This window comes from Variovorax paradoxus, from assembly GCF_000834655.1.
GTDB classification, from domain to species: domain Bacteria; phylum Pseudomonadota; class Gammaproteobacteria; order Burkholderiales; family Burkholderiaceae_C; genus Variovorax; species Variovorax paradoxus_F.
In genome coordinates this window covers 93,237-116,119 of the sequence record NZ_JXQQ01000012.1, presented here as the reverse complement: position 1 = coordinate 116,119, position 22,883 = coordinate 93,237, and the positions used below count along the sequence as shown (strand labels likewise).

Genomic DNA, 22,883 nt, shown 5'->3' with positions numbered 1-22,883 from the left:
GCCGCCGGTGGCATCGACCCATTCGTTGTCGATCAGCAGGCGGGTGTCGGTGTAGGTGGCGGTCATGGCGAACTTTTCCTTCGGGACTGGATGATGAAAAGGGGAAATCTGGGGTGCGCGATGCGGCACCCTGGGAGAGTGCGCATGCGACAACGGCGGCAAATCGCCGCCGGGTGCATAGATTAACCCGACTTCACCCGACCCCGCCGAGGCCCGGAAATCGCCCTTTTTCCGCTCCGCTACAGGATCAGCAGCGCCCGGAAGTCGTTGACGTTGGTGTTCGTCGGCCCCGTCACGAACAGGTCGCCGATGGCGTCGAAATAGCCGTAGGCGTCGTTGCGGTCGAGGTGGTCCGAGAGCTTCCTGCTCGCGGCGGTTGCACGCGCCAGCGTGTCGGGCGTGACGAAGGCGCCGGCGTTGTCTTCCACGCCGTCGATGCCGTCGGTGTCGGCGGCCAGCGCCCAGACCTGCGGCTGCCCCATGAGCGCACCGGCCAGGCCCAAGCAGAACTCGCCCGCCCGGCCGCCCCGGCCCTTGGCCTGGCCCGGCTGGCGCGGGCGGATCGTGACCGTGGTCTCGCCGCCCGAAAGAATGACGCAGGGCCGTGCGAACGGCTGTCCGCGGTGCGCCACGGCGCGGGCCAGCGCGGCATGCACCTTGCCGACTTCGCGCGATTCGCCTTCGATCTCGTCGCTGAGGATGTGGGCCTCGATGCCGGCTTCGCGCGCCGCCCTGGCTGCCGCTTCGAGCGACTGCTGGGGCGTGGCGATCATGTGGGTCTCGTGGCCGGTGAAGGCCTTGTCGTCGGGCTTGGGCGTTTCGAGTTCGCCGCTTTCGAGCTGGGCGCGCACGGGCGCGGGTACCTCGATGCCGTAGCGGTCGAGGATGGCCAGCGCATCGGCGCACGTCGTCGCATCGGGCACCGTGGGGCCGCTCGCGATGACGGCCGCATCGTCGCCGGGCACGTCGCTGATGGTGAGCGTCACCACGCGTGCCGGCGCGCAGGCTGCCGCGAGCCGGCCGCCCTTGATGCGCGAGAGGTGCTTGCGCACGCAGTTCATCTCGCCGATGCCGGCACCGCTGTCGAGCAGTTGCTTGTTGATGCGCTGCTTGTCGGCCAGCGTGAGGCCTTCGGCCGGCAGCACCAGCAGCGACGAGCCGCCGCCGGAGATCAGGCACAGCACGAGGTCATCGGCCGTGAGGCCCTGCGTCAACGCGAGGATGCGCTCGGCGGCCTGCTGCCCGGCTGCATCGGGCACGGGGTGCGCCGCCTCTACGATCTCGATGCGCCGGGGCACGCCTTCGGGGCGCGGCGGAATGTGGTCGTAGCGAGTGACGACAAGGCCCGAGAGCGGCGCATCGGCCGGCCACAGGGCTTCGAGCGCCTGCACCATCGAGCCGCCTGCCTTGCCGGCGCCGAGCACGAGCGTGCGCCCCTTGGGCGGCTTGGGCAGATGGGCGCCGAGCGTGGACAGCGGCAGCGCGCGGTCCACCGCCACGCGGTACAGGTGTTCGAGGAAGGCGCGCGGGGCTTCGCGCGGATCGGGTGCGGGCCCGAAGGACGGGGTCGATGCGGTCATGGCTTGCGTTGTCTCCATCCGGCGATTGTGCGGGGAGCGGCGGCCCGCCCTCTTGACCGCGGTCTAGTTTGTCTTGGCGCCGCCTTGGAACCAGCGGCTGATCAAGGCCCGCTCTTCATCGGTGATGCCGGTCGCGTTGTTCATCGGCATGATCTTGGTGACCACCACCTGCTGGTAGATCGCCTGCGCATGCGCGGCGACCTGGTCGGGCGTATCGACGCGCACGTTCTTCATCTGAACGGCCGCGCCGTGGCACATGAAGCAGCGTTGCTCCAGCACCTTCTGCACGTCGGCGTATGCGACCGCGGGCGCCGCCGCAGCAGCCACGGGGGCCGCGGCCGGCTCGGGCTTCATCCACACGATCGTGAGGCCCAGCACGACGATGCCGACCAGCGCGTACGGCAGCGGGTTGCCCGCGTTGCCGAGCTTGAAACGGTGGCGTACCACGAAGAACTGGCGAATGGCCGCGCCGCCGAGCATGATCAGCAGCAGGACGATCCAGTTGTACTTGTGCGTGTAGGTGAAGCTGTAGTGGTTGCTCAGCATCGCGAACAGCACCGGCAGCGTGAAGTAGGTGTTGTGCACGCTGCGCTGCTTGCCGCGCTGGCCGTGCACCGGGTCCACGGGCCTGCCTTCGCGCAGCGCGGCCACGTTCTTGCGCTGGCCGGGGATGATCCAGAAGAACACGTTGCCGCTCATCGTCGTGGCCATCATGGCGCCCACCAGCAAAAATGCCGCGCGGCCCGCAAACCACTGGCAGGCCAGCCAGGTCGCAAACACGATGAAGATCGCGATCAGCACGCCGACGATGGTGTCGCCGTTCTTGCGGCGCCCGAAGATCTGGCAGATGCCGTCATAGACCATCCAGAAGACCACGAAGAAGGCCAGCGTCACGGCAATGGCGGCACCGGGCTGCCAGTCCATCTTCGACTTGTCGATGAGGTAGGTGCTTGCATTCCACAGGTACGACATGGTGAAGAGCGTGAACCCGGTGATCCAGGTGGAATAGCTCTCCCAGTAAGACCAATGCAGGTGGTCCGGCAGCTTCTTGGGCGCCAGCGCGTACTTCTGCATGTTGTAGAAGCCGCCACCGTGCACCGCCCACTGCTCGCCGCCCACGCCCTTGTCGAGCGATTCCTGGTCCTGCGGCTTCTCGAGGCTGTTGTCCAGCATCACGAAGTAGAAGGAGGCGCCGATCCAGGCGATGGCGGTGATGACGTGGACCCAGCGCAGCAGCAGGTTGGCCCAGTCGAGGTAATAGCTTTCCATGTGGTGCTCTCTCAGCCCGGTCGGCGCGCGAGGACGTCGAGACGGGGTTTCAGCCTGCTCACCACTGCGGGCGCTGTAAGCAGAGAAAGTGCCGCGAACGCAGGCTCCATGTAATGGGCCTCGCTCCGCTGCGGCTTGTTGTGGACCGAAAGTGTATACAGTTTTGGCAAGTGTCGGGTTGGTTTTTTGCAGCGTCGCCGCCGGGAAAACCCTGTTCAGCCAAGCGATTGCAACAACTGTGCCGCCACCGCGACAGCGATCACCTCGGGCTCCTTGCCGGTGATGCCGGGCACGCCGATCGGGCAGGTGATGCGGGCCAGCTCCTCGGCCGTGAAGCCCCGCGCTTCGAGCCGATGGCTGAAGGTGGCCCACTTGGTCTTGCTGCCGATGAGGCCGATGTAAGGCAGGTCGTTGCGCGCGCGCAGGCGCTTGAGGCAAGCGATGACGATGTCCAGGTCTTCGGCGTGGCTGAAGCTCATGATGAGCACGCGGCTGCCGGGCGCGAGCGCGGCCACGGCGTCCTGCACGGGCTCGGAATGCTCGGTGTCGATCTGCGCGGGGAGCTCGTCGGGGAACACGCCGTCGCGGCTGTCGATCCAGCGCACCGAGAAGGGCAGCGCCGCGAGCAATCGTGCGAGCGCGGCACCCACGTGGCCGCCGCCGAACAGCGCCACGGGCTTGAGCTGCGCGACCAGCTCGCGCTGCAGCACATGCGCGTCGGCCGCGGTGATTCGCCGGTAGGACAGGTACATCACACCGCCGCAGCACTGCCCCAAACTCGGGCCGAGCGGATAGCGCTGGATGCCATCGATGGCGCGCTTGCCCGCGAGCAGTTCGCGCGCTTCCTGCGTGGCCTGGAATTCGAGCTGCCCGCCGCCGATGGTGGCCGTGAGCGCATCGGCCCACACCGCCATCCAGGTGCCGGCCTCGCGCGGCGCCGAGCCCTGCGTGGACTCGACGCGCACCAGCACCGCGTCTTCGGTGCGAAGACGTGCCAGCAGTTGATTGACCGCGCCGCTCATGCCCGATACCTTCGGTTGCCGGGTCCGCGAGGACTCACGGTATAAACCCGGCGATGAATGCCCAGCTTACGCCGCGCCGCCTTGCTTTGGCGGCATCCGTTCTTTCCGCAGCGCTCTGGCTCGCTGGCTGCGGAAGCCCCGGGGCCGTTCCCGGCCAGTTGAGCGGCGCCAAGGCCGGCGCATCCGGAGCCGTGCCGCGCGCATCGAACGCGGCCACTGCGCGCGACTACCGGCGCGATGCCGCGCGCCACGTGTACGACCTCAACCGCTCGCGCATCTACAGCGGGCAACTGCCGCCCATCCTCTATGCGGTCGGCACGCTGCAGGTGAACCTCGACACGGGCGGCAAGGTGGTCTCGATGCACTGGCTGCGCGCGCCGCAGCATGCGCCCGAGGTCATCGCCGAGATCGAGCGCGCCGTGCTGCAGGCCGCGCCCTTCCCGGCCGCCACGCGCCTCGGCGCGGTGACGTGGACCGACACCTGGCTCTGGGACAAGAGCGGTCGTTTTCAACTCGACACGCTGACCGAAGGGCAACAACAAGGCGACTGACCTCAGGAGCCGCGGTACGTGGAGTAGCTCCACGGGCTGACCAGCAGCGGCACGTGGTAGTGCTGGTCGGTGTGCGCCACGCCGAAATCCAGCGACACCTTGTTGAGGAAGTTCGGCTCGGGCAGCTTCACGCCGCGCGCCTTGAAGTAATCCGCCACGTCGAACACCAGCCGGTAGGTGCCGACCTTGATCGAGTGGTTGTCGTAGAGCGGGCCGTCGCTGCGGCCGTCCGAATTCAACGTGAAGCGCTTCACCAGCGTCGCGGCTTCGCCGTCGGTGGTGTACAGCGCCACCTCCATGCCGGCCGCGGGGCCGCCGTGCATCGTGTCCAGTACGTGAGTGCTCAAGCCCATGGGGCGCTCCTTCAAAGATCGGGAAAGATCGAGCGAGGGGCTCGAATCGGGTGCGGGAAATTCCGGTGGACAAAAGTGTATACAGTTACCGGCTTTGGGTCTATCATGAAAAACATGGAGTCCTCCACCACCCGTTCGATCGTCGATGCCCTCACCAAGGCCATCGTCGAGCACCGCCTGCAGCCCGGCACCAAGCTCGCCGAGCAGAAGCTGGCCGATCATTTCGGCGTGTCGCGCACGCTGGTGCGCCAGGCCCTGTTCCAGCTCTCGCAGAACAAGCTGATCCGCCTGGAGCCGGCGCGCGGCGCCTTCGTGGCGGCCCCGGCGGTCGACGAGGCCAAGCAGGTGTTCGCCGTGCGCCGCATGCTCGAGGCCGAGATGACGCGCGAGTTCGTGCGCACCGTCACGCCGGCCAAGATCAAGGCGCTGAAGGAACACGTCGCACTTGAAAAATCCGCCGTGTCGGGCGAGGACATTTCGGGCCGCACCGAGCTGCTCGGCGACTTCCACGTGCGCATGGCCGAGCTCATGGGCAACACGGTGCTGGCGCAGATCCTCGGCGAACTCATTTCGCGCTGCGCCCTCATCACGCTCATGTACCAGAGCACGAGCGCGGCCGAGCACTCCAACGACGAGCACGCCGACATCGTGAAGGCGCTAGCCGCCCGCGACGAAGAGCGCGCCGTGCGCCTCATGACCGAACACCTGGAACACGTCGAGGCGAACCTCACCTTCGACCGCAAGGTTCCGACCAACGACATCTCTCTTGCGCTGTCCTGAAAAGCCCTTGACCTCATGACCGTCTACGACACCACCCTGCCCTACCCGCGCGACCTCGTCGGCTACGGCCGCAACCCGCCGCATGCCCAGTGGCCGGGCGGCGCGCGCATCGCGGTGCAGTTCGTCCTCAACTACGAAGAGGGCGGCGAGAACGCCACGCTGCACGGCGACGCGGGCTCCGAGCAGTTCCTCTCCGAGATGTTCAATCCGGCCAGTTTTCCGGATCGCCACATCAGCATGGAAGGCATCTACGAATACGGCTCGCGCGCGGGGGTCTGGCGCATCCTGCGCGAGTTCGAGAAGCGCGGCCTGCCGCTCACCGTGTTCGGCGTGGGCATGGCGCTGCAGCGCTACCCCGAGCTCACAGCCGCCTTCAAGGAACTGGGCCACGAGATCGCCTGCCATGGCTGGCGCTGGATCCACTACCAGAACCTCGATGAAGCCACCGAGCGCGAGCACATGCGCCTGGGCATGGAAGCCATCGAAAAGCTCACCGGCGAGCGCGCCCTCGGGTGGTACACCGGCCGCGACAGCCCGCGCACCCGGCGCCTGGTGGCCGACTACGGCGGCTTCGAATACGACAGCGACTACTACGGCGACGACCTGCCCTTCTGGATGAAGGTGCAGAAGACCGACGGCACCGTCGTGCCGCAGCTCATCGTGCCCTACACGCTCGACTGCAACGACATGCGCTTCGCGCTGCCGCAGGGCTACTCGCACGCCGACCCGTTCTTCCAGTACATGAAGGACACCTTCGATGCGCTCTACGCCGAAGGCGATGGGAACGGCGACAACAGCCCCAAGATCATGAGCATCGGCATGCACTGCCGCCTGCTCGGGCGGCCCGGCCGCATCACCGCGCTGCAGCGCTTCCTCGACCACATCGCGCAGCACGACCGCGTGTGGGTTTGCCGCCGCCTGGACATCGCGCGGCACTGGAAGCAGGTGCATCCCTACACATCGGACGCCGCATCGACCGTCACAGGAAGCTGACCATGAGCCTCACCATTGCCCAACTCAACGCCGCCGTGCCGGCCGAAGCCGTCGCCCTGCTCGACGGCATCTACGAGCACTCGCCCTGGATCGCGCAGCGCGCACTCGCCGCGCGCCCGTTCCGGTCGCTCGCCCATCTGAAACACGCGCTGGTGAAGGCGCTGGCCGCATCGTCGAGCGACGAGCAGATCGGCCTCATCCGCGCCCACCCCGAGCTCGCGGGCAAGGCGATGGTCAGCAAGTCGCTCACGGCCGAATCGACTAACGAGCAGAGCAAGGCCGGCCTCACCGACTGCACGCCCGAGGAGTTCGCGAAGATCCAGAAGCTCAACGCCGACTACAACGCAAAGTTCGGCTTTCCGTTCATCCTGGCGGTGCGCGGCCCGCGCGGCACGGGCCTGGCCAAGCGCGAGATCATCGACACCTTCGAGCGGCGCCTGTTCAACCACCCTGAATTCGAACTCGGCGAAGCGCTGCGCAACATCCACCGCATCGCCGAGATCCGCCTGGACGACAAGTTCGCGGCCGACGTCTCGCTCGGCAACGATGTGTGGGACTGGCAGGAACAGCTCTCGGTGCACACCGACCCGGGCTACGCCGAAAAGGGCCAGCTCACCGTCACGTACCTCACCGATGCGCACCGCGCCTGCGCCGCGCAGATCTCGAAGCTGATGCGCGACGTGGGCTTCGACTCGGTGCACATCGATGCGGTCGGCAACGTGGTCGGCCGCTACGAAGGCGCCACGCCGGATGCGAAGACCCTGCTCACGGGCTCGCACTACGACACCGTGCGCAACGGCGGCAAGTACGACGGGCGCCTGGGCATCTTTGTGCCCATCGCGTGCGTGCGTGAACTCGCGCGGCAAGGCAAGCGCCTTCCGTTCGCCTTCGAGGTGGTCGGCTTCGCGGAAGAAGAAGGCCAGCGCTACAAGGCCACCTTCCTCGGCTCGGGCGCGCTCATCGGGCATTTCGACCAGCGCTGGCTCGACCAGAAGGATGCCGACGGCATCACGATGCGCGAGGCGATGCAGCACGCGGGCCTCAAGCAGGAAGACATTCCGAAGATCCAGCGCGATCCGGCGCGCTACCTCGGCTTTGTCGAAGTGCACATCGAGCAGGGCCCGGTGCTCACCGAGCTCGATCTGCCGCTGGGCATCGTCACCGCCATCAACGGCGGCGTGCGCTTCGTGGGCGAAGTGATCGGCACGGCCAGCCATGCCGGCACGACGCCGATGGACCGACGCCGCGACGCCGCCGCTGCGGTGGCCGAGCTCATCCTCTTCACCGAACAGCGCGCAGCGAAAGACGGCGACTCGGTCGGCACCGTCGGCATGCTCGAAGTGCCCAGCGGCTCCATCAACGTGGTGCCGGGGCGCTGCAAGTTCAGCCTGGACATGCGCGCGCCGAACAACGCACAGCGCGATGCGCTCACGGCCGATGTGCTCGCCGAACTCAAGGCCATCTGCGAACGCCGCGGCGTTCGCTACGAGATCGAGGAAAGCATGCGCGCCTCTGCCGCACCGAGCGCGCCCGACTGGCAGCAGCGCTGGGAGAAGGCGGTCGATGCGCTGGGCATTCCGCTGTTCCGCATGCCCAGCGGCGCCGGCCACGACGCGATGAAGCTGCACGAAGTGATGCCCCAGGCCATGCTCTTCGTGCGCGGCATCAACTCGGGCATCAGCCACAACCCGCTCGAATCGAGCACCAACGACGACATCCAGCTGGCCGTGCAAGCCTTCCAGCTTTTGCTCGACAACCTCGCCGCCGAACAAGCCCACTGACTTTCAGAAGAACAACCATGACCGACTACGCCAAGCTCGACGCCTGGATCGACGCCCACTTCGACGAGGAAGTGAAGTTTCTGCAGGAACTCGTGCGCGTGCCCACCGACACCCCGCCCGGCAACAACGCGCCGCATGCCGAGCGCACCGCAGAGCTGCTGAAGGACTTCGGCCTCGACGCCGAGAAGCACGCCGTGCCCGCGCAAGAGGTGAAGGACTACGGCCTCGAATCGATCACCAACCTGATCGTTCGCCGCCAATACGGCGCGGGTGGCCGCACCGTGGCGCTCAACGCCCACGGCGACGTGGTGCCCCCGGGCGAAGGCTGGACGCACGATCCCTACGGCGGCGAGATCGAAGGCGGCAGCCTCTACGGCCGCGCCGCCGCGGTGAGCAAGAGCGACTTCGCGAGCTTCACCTTCGCGCTGCGCGCGCTCGAAGCGGTCGCCAAGCCGGCCAAGGGCAGCATCGAGCTGCACTTCACCTACGACGAAGAATTCGGCGGCATCCTCGGCCCGGGCTGGCTGCTCAAGAACAAGCTCACCAAGCCCGACCTCATGATCGCGGCCGGCTTCAGCTACGAGGTCGTCACCGCGCACAACGGGTGCCTGCAGATGGAAGTGACGGTGCACGGCAAGATGGCGCACGCCGCCATTCCGACCTCCGGCGTCGATGCACTGCAGGGCGCGGTGAAGATCCTGAACGCGCTCTACGCGCAAAACACGCTCTACCAGCAGGTCACCTCGAAGGTCGAGGGCATCACCCACCCGTACCTGAACGTCGGCCGCATCGAAGGCGGGACCAACACCAATGTCGTGCCCGGCAAGGTGGTGTTCAAGCTCGACCGCCGCATGATCCCCGAGGAGAACCCGGTCGAGGTCGAGGCGACGATCCGCAAGGTGATCGCCGATGCGGCCGCAGAGAGCGCCGGGATCACGGTGGACATCAAGCGCCTGCTGCTGGCCAATTCGATGAAGCCGCTCGCGGGCAACAAGCCGCTGGTCGATGCGATCCAGAAACACGGCGGCGAACTGTTCGGCGAGCCGGTCAAGGCCATGGGCACGCCGCTCTACACCGATGTGCGCCTCTATGGCGAAGCCGGCATTCCCGGCGTGATCTACGGCGCCGGCCCGCGCACCGTGCTCGAGTCGCATGCCAAGCGCAGCGACGAGCGCGTGGTGCTCGAAGACCTGCGCCGTGCCACCAAGGTGGTGGCGCGCACGCTGAGCGACCTGCTGGCCTGAGCCCCGAGGCCGCCCGCGCCTTTCAGTGGGCGGCTTTCAATCTTTCGAGCTCGGCCTCTTCCTCGCGAAGCTTGCTCTCGCGCTGCGCGATCTTGTCGGCACGGCCCTTCTCCCTGGCCTGCGCCAGTTCGCGCTGCCGCTCGGCCACCTTGCGTTCCTGCGCTTGCACGCGCTTGCGGTGGTCGGCCTGCAGCCGCTCCGGGCTGCAGTTGCGCTGATTGGCGCTCAGTGCACGCTCCAGGCCGCGCACCCGCTGCGCCTGGCCCTTGGCCTTGGCCGCATCGATGTCGCGCTCGATGGCTTCGCGTTTGGCGTTGCAGCTTTCGCTGGTGATCGGTTGCGCCGCTGCGCTCAACGACAGGGTCGCGAGGGCCGCGGCAAGAATCGACGGGAGAAGGTGTCGCACGTGTTGTCCTTTTTCTGGCAGATGACGTCTGCCGGACGTTCACTGTAGCGAGCGCCGTTGCCGCCGGGGCTGCGGCCTTTCCCGTTCAAACCTTTCACTTCACTTTCATCGCCGCGTCACGACAGGATTGCAGACTCGGGTTCTCTTGAAACCCTGAGCGACGGCCAGCCTTTGCTGGCCGTCGCCGTGTCTGCCGTCATGAAATCCCATCTTCCCGCTTCCCGCACTTCCGCCGCTCTCTTCTCCACCCTCGCGATCGCTGCGGCCGCGCTCACCGCCTGCGGCGGGGGCTCGGGCGGCGGCAGTCCGTTCGCCGGGCTGCCCATCGCTCCGGCGGCACCGGCACCCGCGCCTGCCGCGCAGCCACCGTCCCCGCCGCCTGCACCTCCCGCGCCGCCCACCGAGCCCGCCGGACGCTGGACCGTCGGCGACCTGCACATCCACACCATGCAGTCGGACGACACGCAGCAGATCTCCACGCTCGACCAGGTGCTGGCCAAGGCATTCGACAGGTTCGGGCTCGACTGGGCGGCCATCTCCGAACACCTGCGGCTGTCTTCGTACGACAACGACGGCAACAAGCTCGCGACGCAGATCCCCTTTTCGGAGGGCATGGCGAAGTACCAGGTGCCGCGCATCAAGGCGCTGCAGGCCGGCGGCAAGTACGCCGACAAGACGATCGTCGCGTCCTTCGAATGGGACATGCCCGCGCACGACCACGGCAACGTCGGCATCCTGACCGACACGCCGATGTCGGACGCCGCGCTCAAGGCCGCGAGCCAGTTCGAATACCTCTTCACCAACCGCGACCCCGCGCTCTTTCCGGCCGGCGACGTCGCCGCCTGGGGCCCGAAGGCGGGCGTCAACTACAACACCCACGCCGAGACGCTCGCAGCCATTGCCTGGCTCAAGAAGAACTACCCCGAGACGAGCTACCTGCAGATCAACCATCCCTCGCGCAACCCGGGCAAGTACACGGCTGCGCAACTGCGCGAGATGAACGACGCGGCGCCGAACATCGTGTTCTCGCTCGAAGGCATGGTCGGCAACCAGATGGAGCCGGACCGCGGCGGCTACAACAGCGCCTACATTCCGGCCAACCTGCCCTCGCGCACCTACGGCGGCGTGGACTACCTGGTCGCGAAACTCGGCGGCACCTGGGACGCGCTGCTCTCCGAAGGACGCCACATCTGGAACGTGGCGGATTCCGACTACCACTTCACCACCTCGCAAGGCCAGTACAGCAGCGGCTATGCGCCGGGCGAATACGCGAAGAACCACCTCTGGGGCGACATCAAGGACGCGAAGTCGCTGCTCGCGGCATTCCGCGCGGGCAGGCTCTTCGCGGTGAACGGCGGCCTGATCGACGCGCTCGACTTCAAGGTTCAGGGCGCCAAGGGCGCGGGCGAGATGGGCTCTGAAATCGCAGCCGCGCCGGGCGAAGACCTGAAGATCACCATCCGCTTCAAGAGCCCCGAGCGCAACAACTACGAGTTTCAATTGGGCAGCGGCGTGTTCGCGAACGTGAAGCCGGTGGTGGACCACGTCGACCTGATCGCAGGCGACGTGACCGGCCGCGAAACCCCGGGCACGCCCGGCTACGCGCGCGACACCAACCCGTCGACCCGCGTCGTCAAGCGATTCACGCGCAGCGACTGGAAGCTCGAGGCCGACGGTTACTTCTCGGTGAGCTACACGGTGAAGGCCGCAGGCAGCCAGTACTTCCGCCTGCGCGGCACCAACCTGGGAACCGACGTGCCCAACGAAACGGCGGGCGGCGAGCCGCTGTTCGATGCACAGACGACCGGTGCGGACAACGTGGCGCGCTTCAACGCGATCAATGCACGCAACTACAGCGACCTGTGGTTCTATTCGAACCCGGTGTTCGTGAAGGTTGCGGCGCAGTAGTCCGGCGCACAGGAGGCACGCGGGACGTCGGCGGCAGGCAGCCGCACAACTGCCGGCCGGCGTGCCCGGGACGACCTCAGCCGAATGTTGCGAAGGGGTCGCTCTCGGCCGTGACCCAGGGCAGCATCTTGCGGCCAAGTCGCGTTTCGTAGCTCGCGATCCAGATGAGTGCGCGTGCGGCCAGCGCCGCATGCGCTTCGATCGGCGTCTGCGCCGGACCTGCGTACACGAGCCGGCACAGGAAAGCCGCTCCCCAGTAGATGTCGGCGGAGTAGCTCAAGCCTCTGGCGTAGATCGGGCCGGTGAACATTCGCGTTTGCCACTGGTTGCGCGTTGGCGTGGCGCCGATCGCTGCAACTTCAAAACCGGGTTCGACTGTCAACGTGGCCACCTTTCCATGTAGTGCGAGGGTCGCGAATCGGCACCGGAAGGTCTGTGCGCTCGCCCACATAGTGGGGCCTGCGGTGCCGAACGGGAGACTTTCGATCGAATGCCGGATCGAACGGCACTTGAAGAGCCATGCGCCGCCCGGCCATCTGCCTGAGCAACAATAGCCGACCTTTTTTGACCGGCCCCGCATTCATGCGCGCTCCCAACCTCTCGGCCCGCCTGTTGCTTGTCGCTTCCGCGGCGCTGCTTCCTTTGGCGGTCGTCTGCGGTTTCGCATTGGACGGATTGCTGAAAGCGCAGCGGGACCAGATCCAGACCACCACGCTGGGCGTTGCCAGGGCGCTCGCCACCGCCGTGGATGGCGAACTCCGCCTGACCGTCGCGGCGCTCGAAGCGCTGGCGCTCACCGAGCCTTTGGGCGCGACCGAAGAAGCCGGACTGGTCGACGCCATGCTGCTCGCCAAGGCGCTGCGTGCCTCGCACGCCGACTGGCGCGGCGTCCTCTTGCTGGCGCCGGATGGCAAGGTCCTGTTCAGCACCGAAGGCGCCGTCACTGGCTCGGGGGCGCAAGCCATGGAGCCGGGGAGCCTGGCGGCGGTCGTGCGAACGCAAAAGCCGGTCGTCGGCTTGATGGTGAAGGGCCCGGGCGGCAATCTTGCCTTTCCTGTGCGGGTGCCGGTCGTTCGGGACGGCGCCGTGCGCTACGTTCTCACGGCCGTCGTCCGGCCCGAAGCCATCGCGGACGTGCTGGCCCGGCAAAGAATCCCCGACGGCTGGACCGTCTCGATATTCGACGCAGGAAAAAGCAGGGTGGCGCGCTCCCGGGAGGACGAACGGTTCCGGGGGCTTCCCCCCAGCGAGTCGCTGCTGCAGATGCTCCAGCTGATGCAGGGGCGCAATGAGTATGTGGGGACCACCCGCAATGTCGACGGCACCTGGGTACAGACGGCCGTTGCCAGGCTGGAGTTCTCCGCCTGGACGGCGGCGCTCGGCGCCCCGCGCGCAGTGGCGGACGACGCGCTGCAGCGCACGGTCATCGTGTACGGATTCGGCCTGCTCGTCTCGCTGCTGGTTGGCGGGCTCGCGTCCTGGTGGATGTCGCGGTCCATCACGCGCCCGATCGCTCGACTGCAACAGAGCGCGGATGCCCTGGGCCTCGGGCGCCCGGTGACAGCACAGGCGTCCGGCATCCGCGAGGTGGACGCGGTGGCGACCGCGCTCGTTTCCTCGGCCGATCACCGGGCGCAGCACGAGCTCGAGCGCGAAGCGTTGTTGGCAGCGGAACGCAAGGCGCTGACCACCGCGCAGGCGGCGCAGGAGCGGCTCGAACGGCTCGCCGGCGCCAGCGCCGTGCTTTCGCGTTCCCTGGAGGAAGCCTCCACGCTCGAGGCGATTGCGGCCATCATCGTGCCGGCCGTGGGCGACCTTTGCCGCATCGACCTGCTCAACGAGGACGGCGTGCTCGAGCGAAAGCTCACGCATCACTTCGATCCGGCGCGCAGCGCGCAGATCGCCAGCATGGTGAGCACCCGCACGGCATCGCCCGACGCGCAGGGCTCGTTTCCCTGGGCGATCGCCACCGGCCGGACGTTCCTGCGCAACCTGGATGAACCGAACGCCATTCAGGACCTGGATCCGCAGCTGCGTGAATTCGCGCAGGCCTTCGGCATTACCGCCGGATGTGTCGTGCCTCTGGTGGCGCGCGGCCGGACCATCGGTGCCATGGCGGTTTTGCAGGACGAATCCAGGCGCCGGCTCAGGCCTGCGGACGGCGCGCTCATCGGCGAGCTCGCGCAGCGCGCCGCACTGGCACTCGACAACGTGCGCCTGCTTGCAGAGGCCCGCAACGCGCAGAACCGCGCCGAAGTCGCGAGCAGGACCAAGGACGAATTTCTCGCGATGCTGGGCCACGAGCTTCGCAATCCGCTGGCGCCGATCTCGCTGGCGCTCAGCCTGATCGAGCGCAAGGACGACAAGGCCTTTCCGCGCGAACGCCAGATCATCGAGCGGCAGGTCAGGCACCTGTCGCGGCTCGTGGACGATTTGCTCGACATCTCCCGCATCGTGTCGGGAAAGATCGTGCTTCGGCCAGAACCGCTCGATCTGCGGGACATCGTCGCCAAGGCCATCGAGCTCACGCTCCCCGCCTTGCAGACCAAGGACGAGATGCCGTCGATCTCATTGCCGGCCGACCCGGTTCCCGTCACCGGCGATCCGCTGCGGCTTGCGCAGATCGTGTGCAACCTCCTGAACAACGCCGCGAAGTTCACCTCCCCCTCGCAGCGCATCGCGCTCGCGCTTCGCACGACCGCCACCGAAGCGGAACTGGTCGTGGCGGACGAAGGCGTCGGTATTCCGCCCGCGTTGCTTCCCCACGTCTTCGAGCGTTTCGTCCAGGCCGAACAACAGCTCCAGCGCGCCGGCGGCGGGCTGGGTCTCGGGCTGGCCATCGCGCGAAGCCTGACGGAACTGCACGGGGGAAGCATCGAGGCACGCAGCGCCGGCCCGGACCAGGGCAGCACCTTCACGGTGAGACTCCCGCTGTCCACCGCATCGGCCCGGGTGGACGTGGCCGCCCCTGCTCGCGAGCCATTCGCACGAACGCTGCGCCTGCTGCTCGTGGACGACAACGCGGACGCCCTGGAATCGCTGGCCGAGTGGTTCGTTCTCGAAGGCCATCAGGTGCTGACGGCCGGCAATGCGGAGGATGCGTTGGCGCTGCTGCAGAGCGAAAGCGTGGACGGCGGCATCTTCGATCTCGGCCTTCCGGGCATGAGCGGCTACGACCTTGCGCGGCGGGTGCGCGCCGACGATCGCCTGGGCGAGATCGCGCTGCTGGCGCTCAGCGGCTACGGCCAGGAATCGGACAGAAGCAAAGCCCTCGAAGCAGGGTTCGACGGCCATTTCGCAAAGCCGGCCGACCTGTCGAAGTTGCTGGTGACGCTGCAGCAGCTTCTCGGACCCGGCCGAGCCGGCGCACCGACTGGCCGCTGAGCTTCGACGGAGCTCTCGGGGCGCTTTCCCAGGTGGGTAGCACGGCCCTCCCGTCGTGAGGCCGACGTTGGCCTCCGCCCACGGCCGGACGGATCGGGGCCATGGTCTCCAGCATCAAGGCACAACGTCGAGTTCCGTGGCGCGCCGGTACGGCGAGCGGCAGTTCGGTGGCGGCCATCAGGGAATCTACGGATATATGATTCGCCGAATGGTCTTGATTGCGTCCAAACTTTGTATACAAATAACGCACTCGATATGTGGCGCGATATTTGCGTCAAAAGCGGGCTTCATCTCAAACACTTCTGCACGAGGAAAAGACCATGAGCACAGTCGTCAGCCACGCCCCTGCCGGGGCCAGCGAAGCGGGCATTGCGCCGCACGCGGAATCGAACGCCCTCATCAAGCCCGGCTACGACCCGCGCCTGACCAACGAGGACCTCGCGCCGCTGAAGAAACAGACCTGGGGTCAATACAACATCTTCGCGTTCTGGATGTCCGACGTGCACAGCGTGGGCGGCTACATCACGGCCGGCAGCCTGTTCGCGCTGGGCCTGTCGAGCTGGCAGGTGCTGGTGTCGCTGCTGGTAGGCATCGTGATCGTGCAGTTCTTCTGCAACCTCGTGGCCAAGCCCAGCCAGGTGACGGGCGTGCCCTACCCGGTGGTGTGCCGCGCGCCCTTCGGCGTGCTGGGCGCCAACATCCCGGCCATCATCCGCGGGCTGATCGCGGTGGCCTGGTACGGCGTGCAGACCTACCTTGCGTCGGCCGCCTTCATGGTGCTGGCGCTGCACATGTTCCCGAACCTTGCGCCGTATGCCGACGTGGCCACGCACGGCTTCGTGGGTCTCTCGACGCTGGGCTGGGTCGCGTTCATGGTCATGTGGGTGCTGCAGGCCTTCGTGTTCTGGCACGGCATGGAAGCCATCCGCAAGTTCATCGACTGGGCGGGCCCCGCGGTGTACGTGGTGATGGCGGTGCTGTGCGGCTGGCTGGTGTGGAAGGCCGGCTGGAGCAAGATCGACCTGAACCTGGGCGGCATCAAGTTCCAGGGCTGGGACGCGCTGCCGGTGATGCTCTCGGCCATCGCGCTGGTGGTGAGTTACTTCAGCGGCCCGATGCTCAACTTCGGCGACTTCTCGCGCTACGGCAAGAGCTTCGACGCGGTGAAGAAGGGCAACTTCTGGGGCCTGCCCGTCAACTTCGTGTTCTTCTCGCTGCTGACGGTGATCACCACCGCCGCCACGCTGCCCGTGTTCGGTGAACTCATCACCGATCCGGTGCATACCGTGGGCAAGATCGACAGCACCACCGCCGTCGTGCTGGGCGCGCTGACCTTCATGATCGCCACCATCGGCATCAACATCGTGGCCAATTTCGTATCACCGGCTTTCGACTTCTCGAATGTGGCGCCGCAGCACATCAGCTGGCGCACGGGCGGCATGATTGCCGCGGTGGGCTCGGTGTTCCTCACGCCCTGGAACCTCTACAACAGCCCCGAGGTCATCCACTACACGCTCGACGTGCTGGGCTCGTTCATCGGCCCGCTCTTCGGCATCCTGATTGCCGACTACTACATCGTGCGCAAGCAGCAGATCGACGTCGACGCGCTCTACACCATGAGCAAGCAGGGCAAGTACTGGTACAGCGGTGGCTACAACCCGAAGGCGATCCAGGCGCTGGTGCCCTCTGCCCTCGTGCCCATCCTGTGCGTGATGGTGCCGGCGCTGCGCGGTGGCGCGAACTATGCATGGTTCATCGGCATGGGCCTGGGCTTCGTCCTGTACGTGCTGCTGAATCGCAACACGAAAACCTGAACCACTGAGAGAAAGAAAGGGCCGCGCCGTGCGCATCAAGATCATCAACCCCAACACCACCTGGAGCATGACCGAGAAGATCGGTGCCTGCGCCCGCGCGGTGGCGCACGCCGGCACGGAAATCGTCGCGGTCAGCCCGGCCATGGGGCCGGTCTCCATCGAGAGCCACTACGACGAGGCGCTGGCCGTGCCGGGCCTGCTGCAGGAGATTGCAGCCGGCGAGCGCGATGGCATCGACGGCTACGTGATCGCCTGCTTCGGCGACCCGGGCCTGAAGGCCGCACGCGAACTCGCGCGCGGCCCGGTGGTGGGCATCGCCGAGGCGGCGATGCACCTGGCCAGCATGATCGGCAGCCGCTTCAGCGTGGTCACCACACTGGGCCGCACGATGGGCCAGGCCTGGCATCTGGCCGAGATCTACGGCATGGAGCGCTTCTGCGCCAACGTGCGCGCCTGCGAACTGCCGGTGCTCGAACTCGAAGAGCCGGGCTCGCGTGCGCGCGAGCGCATCGTGGACGAGTGCCGGCGCGCGCTCGAAGAAGACGGCTCCGACTGCATCGTTCTCGGCTGCGCCGGCATGACCGACCTGTGCGAGCACATCGGCGAACTGCTCGGCGTGCCGGTGATCGACGGCGTGGCTGCGGGCACCAAGCTCATCGAATCGCTGGTCACGCTGAAGCTCAAGACCAGCAAGCGCGGCGAGCTCGCGCGGCCGCTGCCCAAGACCATGACGGGCGCGCTCGAAGGCTTCACGCTGCGCGGGTGATGCGGGCCAGCGCGGGCGGAGGCGACGACCGCTGAGACACAATCTCCGCATGCCCCGCGCCAGCTCCAAATCCCCTGCCCTTCCCGAAACCATCGCCGTGCCGGCCGAGAACGGCGCGGCCGCTGCCGACAAGGGCAGCTCCATCGAGAGCATCGCCCAGGACATCGCCACCGCGATTGTCGAGAAGCGCCTGCCGCCCGGCACGTGGCTGCGCGAGGAGGCGCTGGGCCGCGTCTACTCAGTGAGCCGCACCAAGGTGCGCGCGGCGCTGCTGATGCTCTCGAAGGACAAGCTCATCGAGATGATTCCCGACAAGGGCGCCTTCGTCTCGCAGCCCACCGTGCAGGAGGCGCGCGAGGTGTTCGCGGTGCGCCGCATCCTGGAGAGCGAAGTGGTGCGCCTGTTCATCGCGAACGCGCGGCCGCGCGACTACCAGGTGCTGGAGCAGCACATCAAGTTCGAGCGCACCGCGCTGCGCCAGAGCCCGGCCATGGGCACGGTGCGCGAGAAGGTGCTGGGCGATTTCCATGTGGCGCTGGCCGAGGCCACGGGCAACCACACGCTCACGGAGCTGGTGCGCGAGCTGGTGGCACGCAGCTCGCTGATCGCGATGCTCTACCACTCGTCGAACGATCCGCACTGCTCGTCGGACGAGCATTCCGACTTCCTTCGCATCTGCCGCAAGGGCGACGTCGAAGGCGCCGTGGTCTGCATGACCGAGCACCTGGAGCGCATCGAGGCCAGCCTGGAGCTGGGCACCGACAAGCCCGACCGGCAACTGGACCTGGTCAAGGCGTTGCTCGCCTAGCGACCTGAAAGCGGAAACAGCCCGACACCATTGCGCGCGGGCGATGCGGGTTTTCCTGCATCCGTATTGCCGCATAAATTGTATACAGTTTCGCGTACACACTTTGTGGACGACGCGAAACGATGCGCCGTCCGCGCCCTCTCTCCCCTTGCTGCGCCAGGAGATACACGATGACGGCCGAGACCACTTCACCTGTTCAGACAGTCCATCCGGTAGACCAGCGCCTGCCCTCCGGCAAGCTCGCGGCCCTCGGCCTGCAGCACGTGCTGGTGATGTACGCGGGCGCCGTCGCAGTCCCGCTCATCGTCGGCCGCGCGCTCAAGCTCTCGCCCGACGAGGTCGCGCTGCTCATTTCGGCCGACCTCTTTTGCTGCGGCATCGCCACGCTGATCCAGGCGCTGGGCGCCACGCAGTTCTTCGGCATCAAGCTGCCTGTGATGATGGGCGTGACCTTCGCATCGGTCGCGCCGATGGTGGCGATCGCCAATGCCAACCCCGGCCAGAACGGCGCGCAGTTGCTCTTCGGTGCGATCATCGGCGCGGGCGTGGTGTCGATCCTCATCGCGCCGCTCGTGAGCCGCATGCTGCGCATCTTTCCGCCGGTGGTCACGGGCACCATCATCACGGTCATCGGCATCAGCCTGATGCGCGTGGGCATCAACTGGATCTTCGGCAACCCCGTGGGCCCGACCGCGCCCGCGCTGGTCGACCCGGTGTATGCCAAGTGGCTCGCCGAAGTCACCTCGCCGGGCAGTTCGATCCCGGCGGTGCCCAAGGGCTTCGCGATCATGCCCACGGTGCCCAACCCCAAGTACGCGGACCTCTCCGGCTTCGGCGTGGCCGCGCTGGTGCTCGTGTCGATCCTGCTCATCGTCAAGTACGCCAAGGGCTTCGTCGCCAACATCTCGGTGCTGCTGGGCATCGTGATCGGCGCGGTCGTGGCCTCGATCACCGGCCTCATGACCTATGAAAAAGTCGGCAAAGCCGCGTGGGTGGACATCGTGCTGCCCTTTCACTTCGGCATGCCGCAGTTCGACCCGATCCTCATCCTGACGATGACCCTGATCATGATCGTGGTGATGATCGAATCGACCGGCATGTTTCTCGCGCTCGGCGAGATGACCGACCGCAGGATCACGCAGAAGGACCTGGCCAAGGGCCTGCGCACCGACGGCTTGGGCACGCTGATCGGCGGCATCTTCAACACCTTTCCGTACACCAGCTTCTCGCAGAACGTGGGCCTCGTGGCCGTCACCGGCATCAAGAGCCGCTACGTGTGCGCGGCGGGCGGCGTGATCCTGATCGTGCTGGGCCTGCTGCCGAAGATGGCCGCGCTGGTCGAGTCATTGCCCACAGTGGTGCTCGGCGGCGCGGGCCTCGTGATGTTCGGCATGGTCGCGGCCACCGGCATCCGCATTCTCTCGGGCGTGGACTTCAAGAACAACCGCCACAACGCGATGATCGTCGCGGTGTCGATCGGCGTCGGCATGATTCCGCTGATCGCGCCGAACTTCAAGCAATGGATGCCGCACTCGATCCATTCGCTGATCGAGTCGGGCATCCTGCTGGCGTCGATTGCGGCGGTGCTGCTCAACCTGTTCCTCAACGGCGCGAAGCACGACGAGGAGGCCGTGATCGCCGCGGCCAAGCACGCGGACGCGCACTGAACGGAGATCAGATCATCGCCAGCGGCGTCTTGCGCCGCGGTGGTGGGTGCAGGCGATCGAGCTCGGCGAGGGTCGCTGCATCGAGCGTCAGTTCGGCAGCGGCGAGGTTTTCTTCCAGATGCGCGCTGCGCACGGCCTTTGGAATCGCGACGACACCAGGCCGCGCGATCACCGCGGCCAGCGCAAGCTGCGCGGCGGTCACGCCCAGGCGCTGCGCCAGCTCATCGAGACCGTCGTCATCGGCCAATGCGCCCTGGTCTATCGGGCTGTAGGCCATCAGCGGCATGCGCCGCTCGCGCAGCCACGGCAGCAGGCTGAACTCGGGCCCGCGCTCGCCGAGCGACAGGTACACCTGGTTGGCCGCGCAGCCCGGGCCGCCGTCGATGACGCTCTCCAGCTCTTCCATGTCGTCGGTGTCGAAGTTGCTCACGCCCCAGTGCGCAATGCGCCCATCGGCCACGAGCGCATGCATCGCCTCGACCGTTTCGCGCAGCGGATGGCTGCCGCGCCAGTGCAGCAGGTAGAGGTCGATGGCATCGAGCCCCAATCGTTTCAGGCTGCGCTCGCACGCCTCGCGCGTGCCGCGGCGGCTTGCGTTGTGCGGATAGACCTTGCTGACGATGAAGAGGTCACCCCGCCGCACATCGCCCGCGCGCAGCGCCTCGCCGATGGCCTGCCCCAGCACGGTCTCCGCGCCGCCCTCGCCGTACATCTCGGCGGTGTCGATGAGCCTGTAGCCCAGCACGATGGCCTCGCGCACCGCGGCAACCTCGGCCGCGCGGCGGGAGGCGACCTCGCCCATGCGCCATGTGCCGAGACCCAGGACCGGCATCTCGCCGCCGGCGGGGAGTGGGAGTGTTCGCATGCGCGCATGGTACGAGAGCGATGCGAAACGCGAGCATGTCCGCGGTCCGAGAGGGGTGACTTTCGACACTGGCGTGCCGCTCACCGGCCTCCTAGAGTCCCCGCGGAAGCCTTCACACCACTCCGCATGAACCACGCCGCGCCCGACCCCGTCGCCACCGTTTTCGACGTGGTCGAACTCTTCGTAGGCGACGACGACGGCCTGCTGTGGCTCACGCTCGGCTTTGCCTCGCTGGGCGAGCCGCTGGACGTGCTGCACATCGTCTGCGGCAGGATCCCAACCGGCATCCCGGAAGAAGACGCGCTCTACCTGGAGCGCACGAGCCAGGACCTGGCCTGCAGCGGGGAGGTCGTGGCGCTCGCGGTGCGCAGCGACTGCCTTGCGCTCACCCTCACACCCGAAGGCGCCGGTGCGCTCGACCTGCCCGCGCACACGCGCTTCACCTTCAAGGCGCAGCCCGCGCTCTTCGCGCAGGCGGCTTCGCACCTGGCGCAGATGGCGGCGGTCGGGCACGCCTGCATCGGGACGAACGGCCACGCATGAGCGGCAGGTATTACGTCGTCGAATACGACGACACCGGCAAGGCGCACGGCTGTCCGCCGCGCCTGGCGGGCGACCTAAACCACGACTGGCACTAGGGCCTGTTCGGCCCGAAGCCGGACCGCTCGCCAGCAGCGCCGCGTACGAATACCGTGCAAGGCAATGGCCTGGTCGACTTCGTTTACGGCATGGATGTTGGTTGGTCTCGGCACGCTCCGCCTAGGTGTGCCGCGCGGCCGAACGGTTACCGGGTGTTCGCTTCGTTCCTGCGGGGCATTCGGGCACAAGTCGTCCGGTCGTTGAAGCGCGTCACTTCAACGCCTTCGCGATGTCGGTGGCCACCTGACGCGAATTCATGATGAGGGTGTGGATGGTCGGCAGCAATTGCACCGGGATTCCGCCGAGCTGAACCTCCTTCACCGACACGACGCCGTCATTTCAACTCGTTGCCGAACGGCATCCACCGGCCGCGCGGGCCCTTGGTGCCGGCATACACGCGCAAGGGGATGTCGGGAACGGGCAAGGCGTCCATGAAATCGCGCCTTGCGAGCAACTGCCCCATCTCGCCAGTCAGGGCCCTGAACAGCCAGCGCTTCGACAGCTTGATGGCCAGGCTGGATGCCGTGCTCGGCGGCGCCAGGAAAACGCCCAACCGTGGTTGATGCCTCAGGTTCGGCAGCACCGCCCGCGTCAGCACGCATCCCAAGGAATGGCCAATCACGATGAAGCGCTCGCCGCGTGTGCGGGCGGCGATGAATCCCCGAAGGCGTTCGACGCAGGACTCCCAACCTTCGAACGCGGCTGAATAGCCGAAGAGATGGGTTGTCATACCTTGGTCGCGCAAGCGCTTGGCGAGCAGCAGCATGGACAGCGGCGTGCGGCCGAGGCCGTGGATCAGGATGGCGTGCATGTTCGGCGTTCGATGAAATGAAGGCCGCGGACGTTCCCTGCACGGCAGCCTCCTGCCCTTCGCTGTTCGCCCAGGATCTCCTGAGACCACGACCTCAGCTGCCACTGCACGGGCCCTGCCGTGAATTAATCGCGCTCCCCTTAAGAGATGAGTGCTAACCCGGGTTCCATTCCCCCAAGTCCAAAATAATAATCGCCATTCGATTGACAAGAGTGCAATGCGATTATTGGCTTGCTAGTTGC

The 22,883-nt window shown here is 66.8% G+C and carries 20 protein-coding genes; 12 read left to right on the top strand and 8 right to left on the bottom strand.

Annotated elements, in window-relative coordinates:
* Positions 1 to 239 precede the first annotated feature (239 nt).
* The 3 genes from RT97_RS06940 to xdhC all read right to left on the bottom strand — a co-directional run bounded on the left by RT97_RS06940 (position 240) and on the right by xdhC (position 3,871).
* Positions 240 to 1,580 (bottom strand): glycerate kinase type-2 family protein, encoded by a 1,341-nt coding sequence (locus RT97_RS06940; protein WP_042578051.1) that lies wholly within the window; start codon positions 1,578 to 1,580, stop codon positions 240 to 242.
* 63 nt (positions 1,581 to 1,643) lie between these two features.
* A complete protein-coding gene (locus RT97_RS06935) occupies positions 1,644 to 2,849 on the bottom strand; it encodes a urate hydroxylase PuuD (protein WP_042578050.1) in 1,206 nt (401 codons plus the stop codon).
* A 215-nt stretch (positions 2,850 to 3,064) separates the two neighbouring features.
* Positions 3,065 to 3,871 carry a xanthine dehydrogenase accessory protein XdhC gene (gene xdhC / locus RT97_RS06930; RefSeq protein ID WP_042578049.1) on the bottom strand — a complete coding sequence of 269 codons (807 nt, stop codon included), beginning with the start codon at positions 3,869 to 3,871 and terminating at the stop codon, positions 3,065 to 3,067.
* Between the two features lie 53 nt (positions 3,872 to 3,924).
* Between xdhC and RT97_RS06925 the strand changes: the two genes are divergently transcribed.
* Positions 3,925 to 4,422: a hypothetical protein gene (locus RT97_RS06925; protein WP_042578048.1), complete on the top strand. Its 498-nt coding sequence runs from the start codon at positions 3,925 to 3,927 to the stop codon at positions 4,420 to 4,422.
* 2 nt (positions 4,423 to 4,424) lie between these two features.
* Here the strand turns inward: RT97_RS06925 and uraH are convergent, their stop codons facing one another.
* Positions 4,425 to 4,775 (bottom strand): hydroxyisourate hydrolase, encoded by a 351-nt coding sequence (gene uraH / locus RT97_RS06920; RefSeq protein WP_042578047.1) that lies wholly within the window; start codon positions 4,773 to 4,775, stop codon positions 4,425 to 4,427.
* A gap of 114 nt (positions 4,776 to 4,889) precedes the next feature.
* Between uraH and RT97_RS06915 the strand changes: the two genes are divergently transcribed.
* Genes RT97_RS06915 through RT97_RS06900 form a run of 4 tightly spaced genes read left to right on the top strand, consistent with a single transcriptional unit; the run spans position 4,890 to position 9,573 of the window.
* On the top strand, positions 4,890 to 5,555 hold the full coding sequence (locus RT97_RS06915) for a GntR family transcriptional regulator (protein WP_233101840.1): 666 nt from the start codon (positions 4,890 to 4,892) through the stop codon (positions 5,553 to 5,555).
* A 15-nt stretch (positions 5,556 to 5,570) separates the two neighbouring features.
* Positions 5,571 to 6,548 carry an allantoinase PuuE gene (gene puuE / locus RT97_RS06910; protein ID WP_042578045.1) on the top strand — a complete coding sequence of 326 codons (978 nt, stop codon included), beginning with the start codon at positions 5,571 to 5,573 and terminating at the stop codon, positions 6,546 to 6,548.
* A 2-nt stretch (positions 6,549 to 6,550) separates the two neighbouring features.
* The gene (uraD, locus tag RT97_RS06905; protein ID WP_042578044.1) at positions 6,551 to 8,329 is read left to right on the top strand and encodes a 2-oxo-4-hydroxy-4-carboxy-5-ureidoimidazoline decarboxylase; all 1,779 of its coding nucleotides are present in this window, start codon (positions 6,551 to 6,553) and stop codon (positions 8,327 to 8,329) included.
* Between the two features lie 17 nt (positions 8,330 to 8,346).
* Positions 8,347 to 9,573, top strand: coding sequence for a M20 family metallopeptidase (locus tag RT97_RS06900; protein WP_042578043.1), 1,227 nt, complete (start codon positions 8,347 to 8,349; stop codon positions 9,571 to 9,573).
* Between the two features lie 22 nt (positions 9,574 to 9,595).
* Here RT97_RS06900 and RT97_RS06895 read toward each other — a convergent pair whose 3' ends face one another.
* The gene (locus tag RT97_RS06895) at positions 9,596 to 9,979 is read right to left on the bottom strand and encodes a DUF1090 domain-containing protein (RefSeq protein ID WP_172672170.1); all 384 of its coding nucleotides are present in this window, start codon (positions 9,977 to 9,979) and stop codon (positions 9,596 to 9,598) included.
* A 198-nt stretch (positions 9,980 to 10,177) separates the two neighbouring features.
* Here RT97_RS06895 and RT97_RS06890 point away from each other — a divergent pair, with 198 nt between their 5' ends.
* Positions 10,178 to 11,887: an S-layer protein gene (locus RT97_RS06890; RefSeq protein ID WP_042578063.1), complete on the top strand. Its 1,710-nt coding sequence runs from the start codon at positions 10,178 to 10,180 to the stop codon at positions 11,885 to 11,887.
* A gap of 76 nt (positions 11,888 to 11,963) precedes the next feature.
* On the opposite strand, the gene RT97_RS06885 is transcribed toward RT97_RS06890, so the two are convergent.
* Positions 11,964 to 12,269, bottom strand: coding sequence for a hypothetical protein (locus RT97_RS06885; RefSeq protein WP_155403758.1), 306 nt, complete (start codon positions 12,267 to 12,269; stop codon positions 11,964 to 11,966).
* 200 nt (positions 12,270 to 12,469) lie between these two features.
* Here RT97_RS06885 and RT97_RS32055 point away from each other — a divergent pair, with 200 nt between their 5' ends.
* From RT97_RS32055 to RT97_RS06860, 5 genes are all read left to right on the top strand, one after another.
* On the top strand, positions 12,470 to 15,271 hold the full coding sequence (locus tag RT97_RS32055) for a hybrid sensor histidine kinase/response regulator (protein ID WP_172672169.1): 2,802 nt from the start codon (positions 12,470 to 12,472) through the stop codon (positions 15,269 to 15,271).
* Between the two features lie 320 nt (positions 15,272 to 15,591).
* Positions 15,592 to 17,085 carry an NCS1 family nucleobase:cation symporter-1 gene (locus RT97_RS06875; protein ID WP_042578041.1) on the top strand — a complete coding sequence of 498 codons (1,494 nt, stop codon included), beginning with the start codon at positions 15,592 to 15,594 and terminating at the stop codon, positions 17,083 to 17,085.
* Between the two features lie 28 nt (positions 17,086 to 17,113).
* Positions 17,114 to 17,851, top strand: coding sequence for an aspartate/glutamate racemase family protein (locus RT97_RS06870; RefSeq protein WP_042578040.1), 738 nt, complete (start codon positions 17,114 to 17,116; stop codon positions 17,849 to 17,851).
* A 49-nt stretch (positions 17,852 to 17,900) separates the two neighbouring features.
* Entirely contained in the window at positions 17,901 to 18,659 is a 759-nt protein-coding gene (locus RT97_RS06865) for a GntR family transcriptional regulator (RefSeq protein ID WP_042578039.1), read from the top strand.
* Positions 18,660 to 18,829: 170 nt separating this feature from the next.
* On the top strand, positions 18,830 to 20,326 hold the full coding sequence (locus tag RT97_RS06860; RefSeq protein ID WP_042578038.1) for a nucleobase:cation symporter-2 family protein: 1,497 nt from the start codon (positions 18,830 to 18,832) through the stop codon (positions 20,324 to 20,326).
* Positions 20,327 to 20,333: 7 nt separating this feature from the next.
* Here RT97_RS06860 and RT97_RS06855 read toward each other — a convergent pair whose 3' ends face one another.
* Entirely contained in the window at positions 20,334 to 21,191 is an 858-nt protein-coding gene (locus tag RT97_RS06855) for an aldo/keto reductase (protein WP_042578037.1), read from the bottom strand.
* Positions 21,192 to 21,317: 126 nt separating this feature from the next.
* On the opposite strand from RT97_RS06855, the gene RT97_RS06850 reads away from it, so the two are divergent.
* Positions 21,318 to 21,734, top strand: coding sequence for a hypothetical protein (locus RT97_RS06850; RefSeq protein WP_042578036.1), 417 nt, complete (start codon positions 21,318 to 21,320; stop codon positions 21,732 to 21,734).
* A 430-nt stretch (positions 21,735 to 22,164) separates the two neighbouring features.
* Here RT97_RS06850 and RT97_RS06845 read toward each other — a convergent pair whose 3' ends face one another.
* Positions 22,165 to 22,641: an esterase/lipase family protein gene (locus tag RT97_RS06845; protein WP_253278170.1), complete on the bottom strand. Its 477-nt coding sequence runs from the start codon at positions 22,639 to 22,641 to the stop codon at positions 22,165 to 22,167.
* Between the last annotated feature and the right edge of the window lie 242 nt (positions 22,642 to 22,883).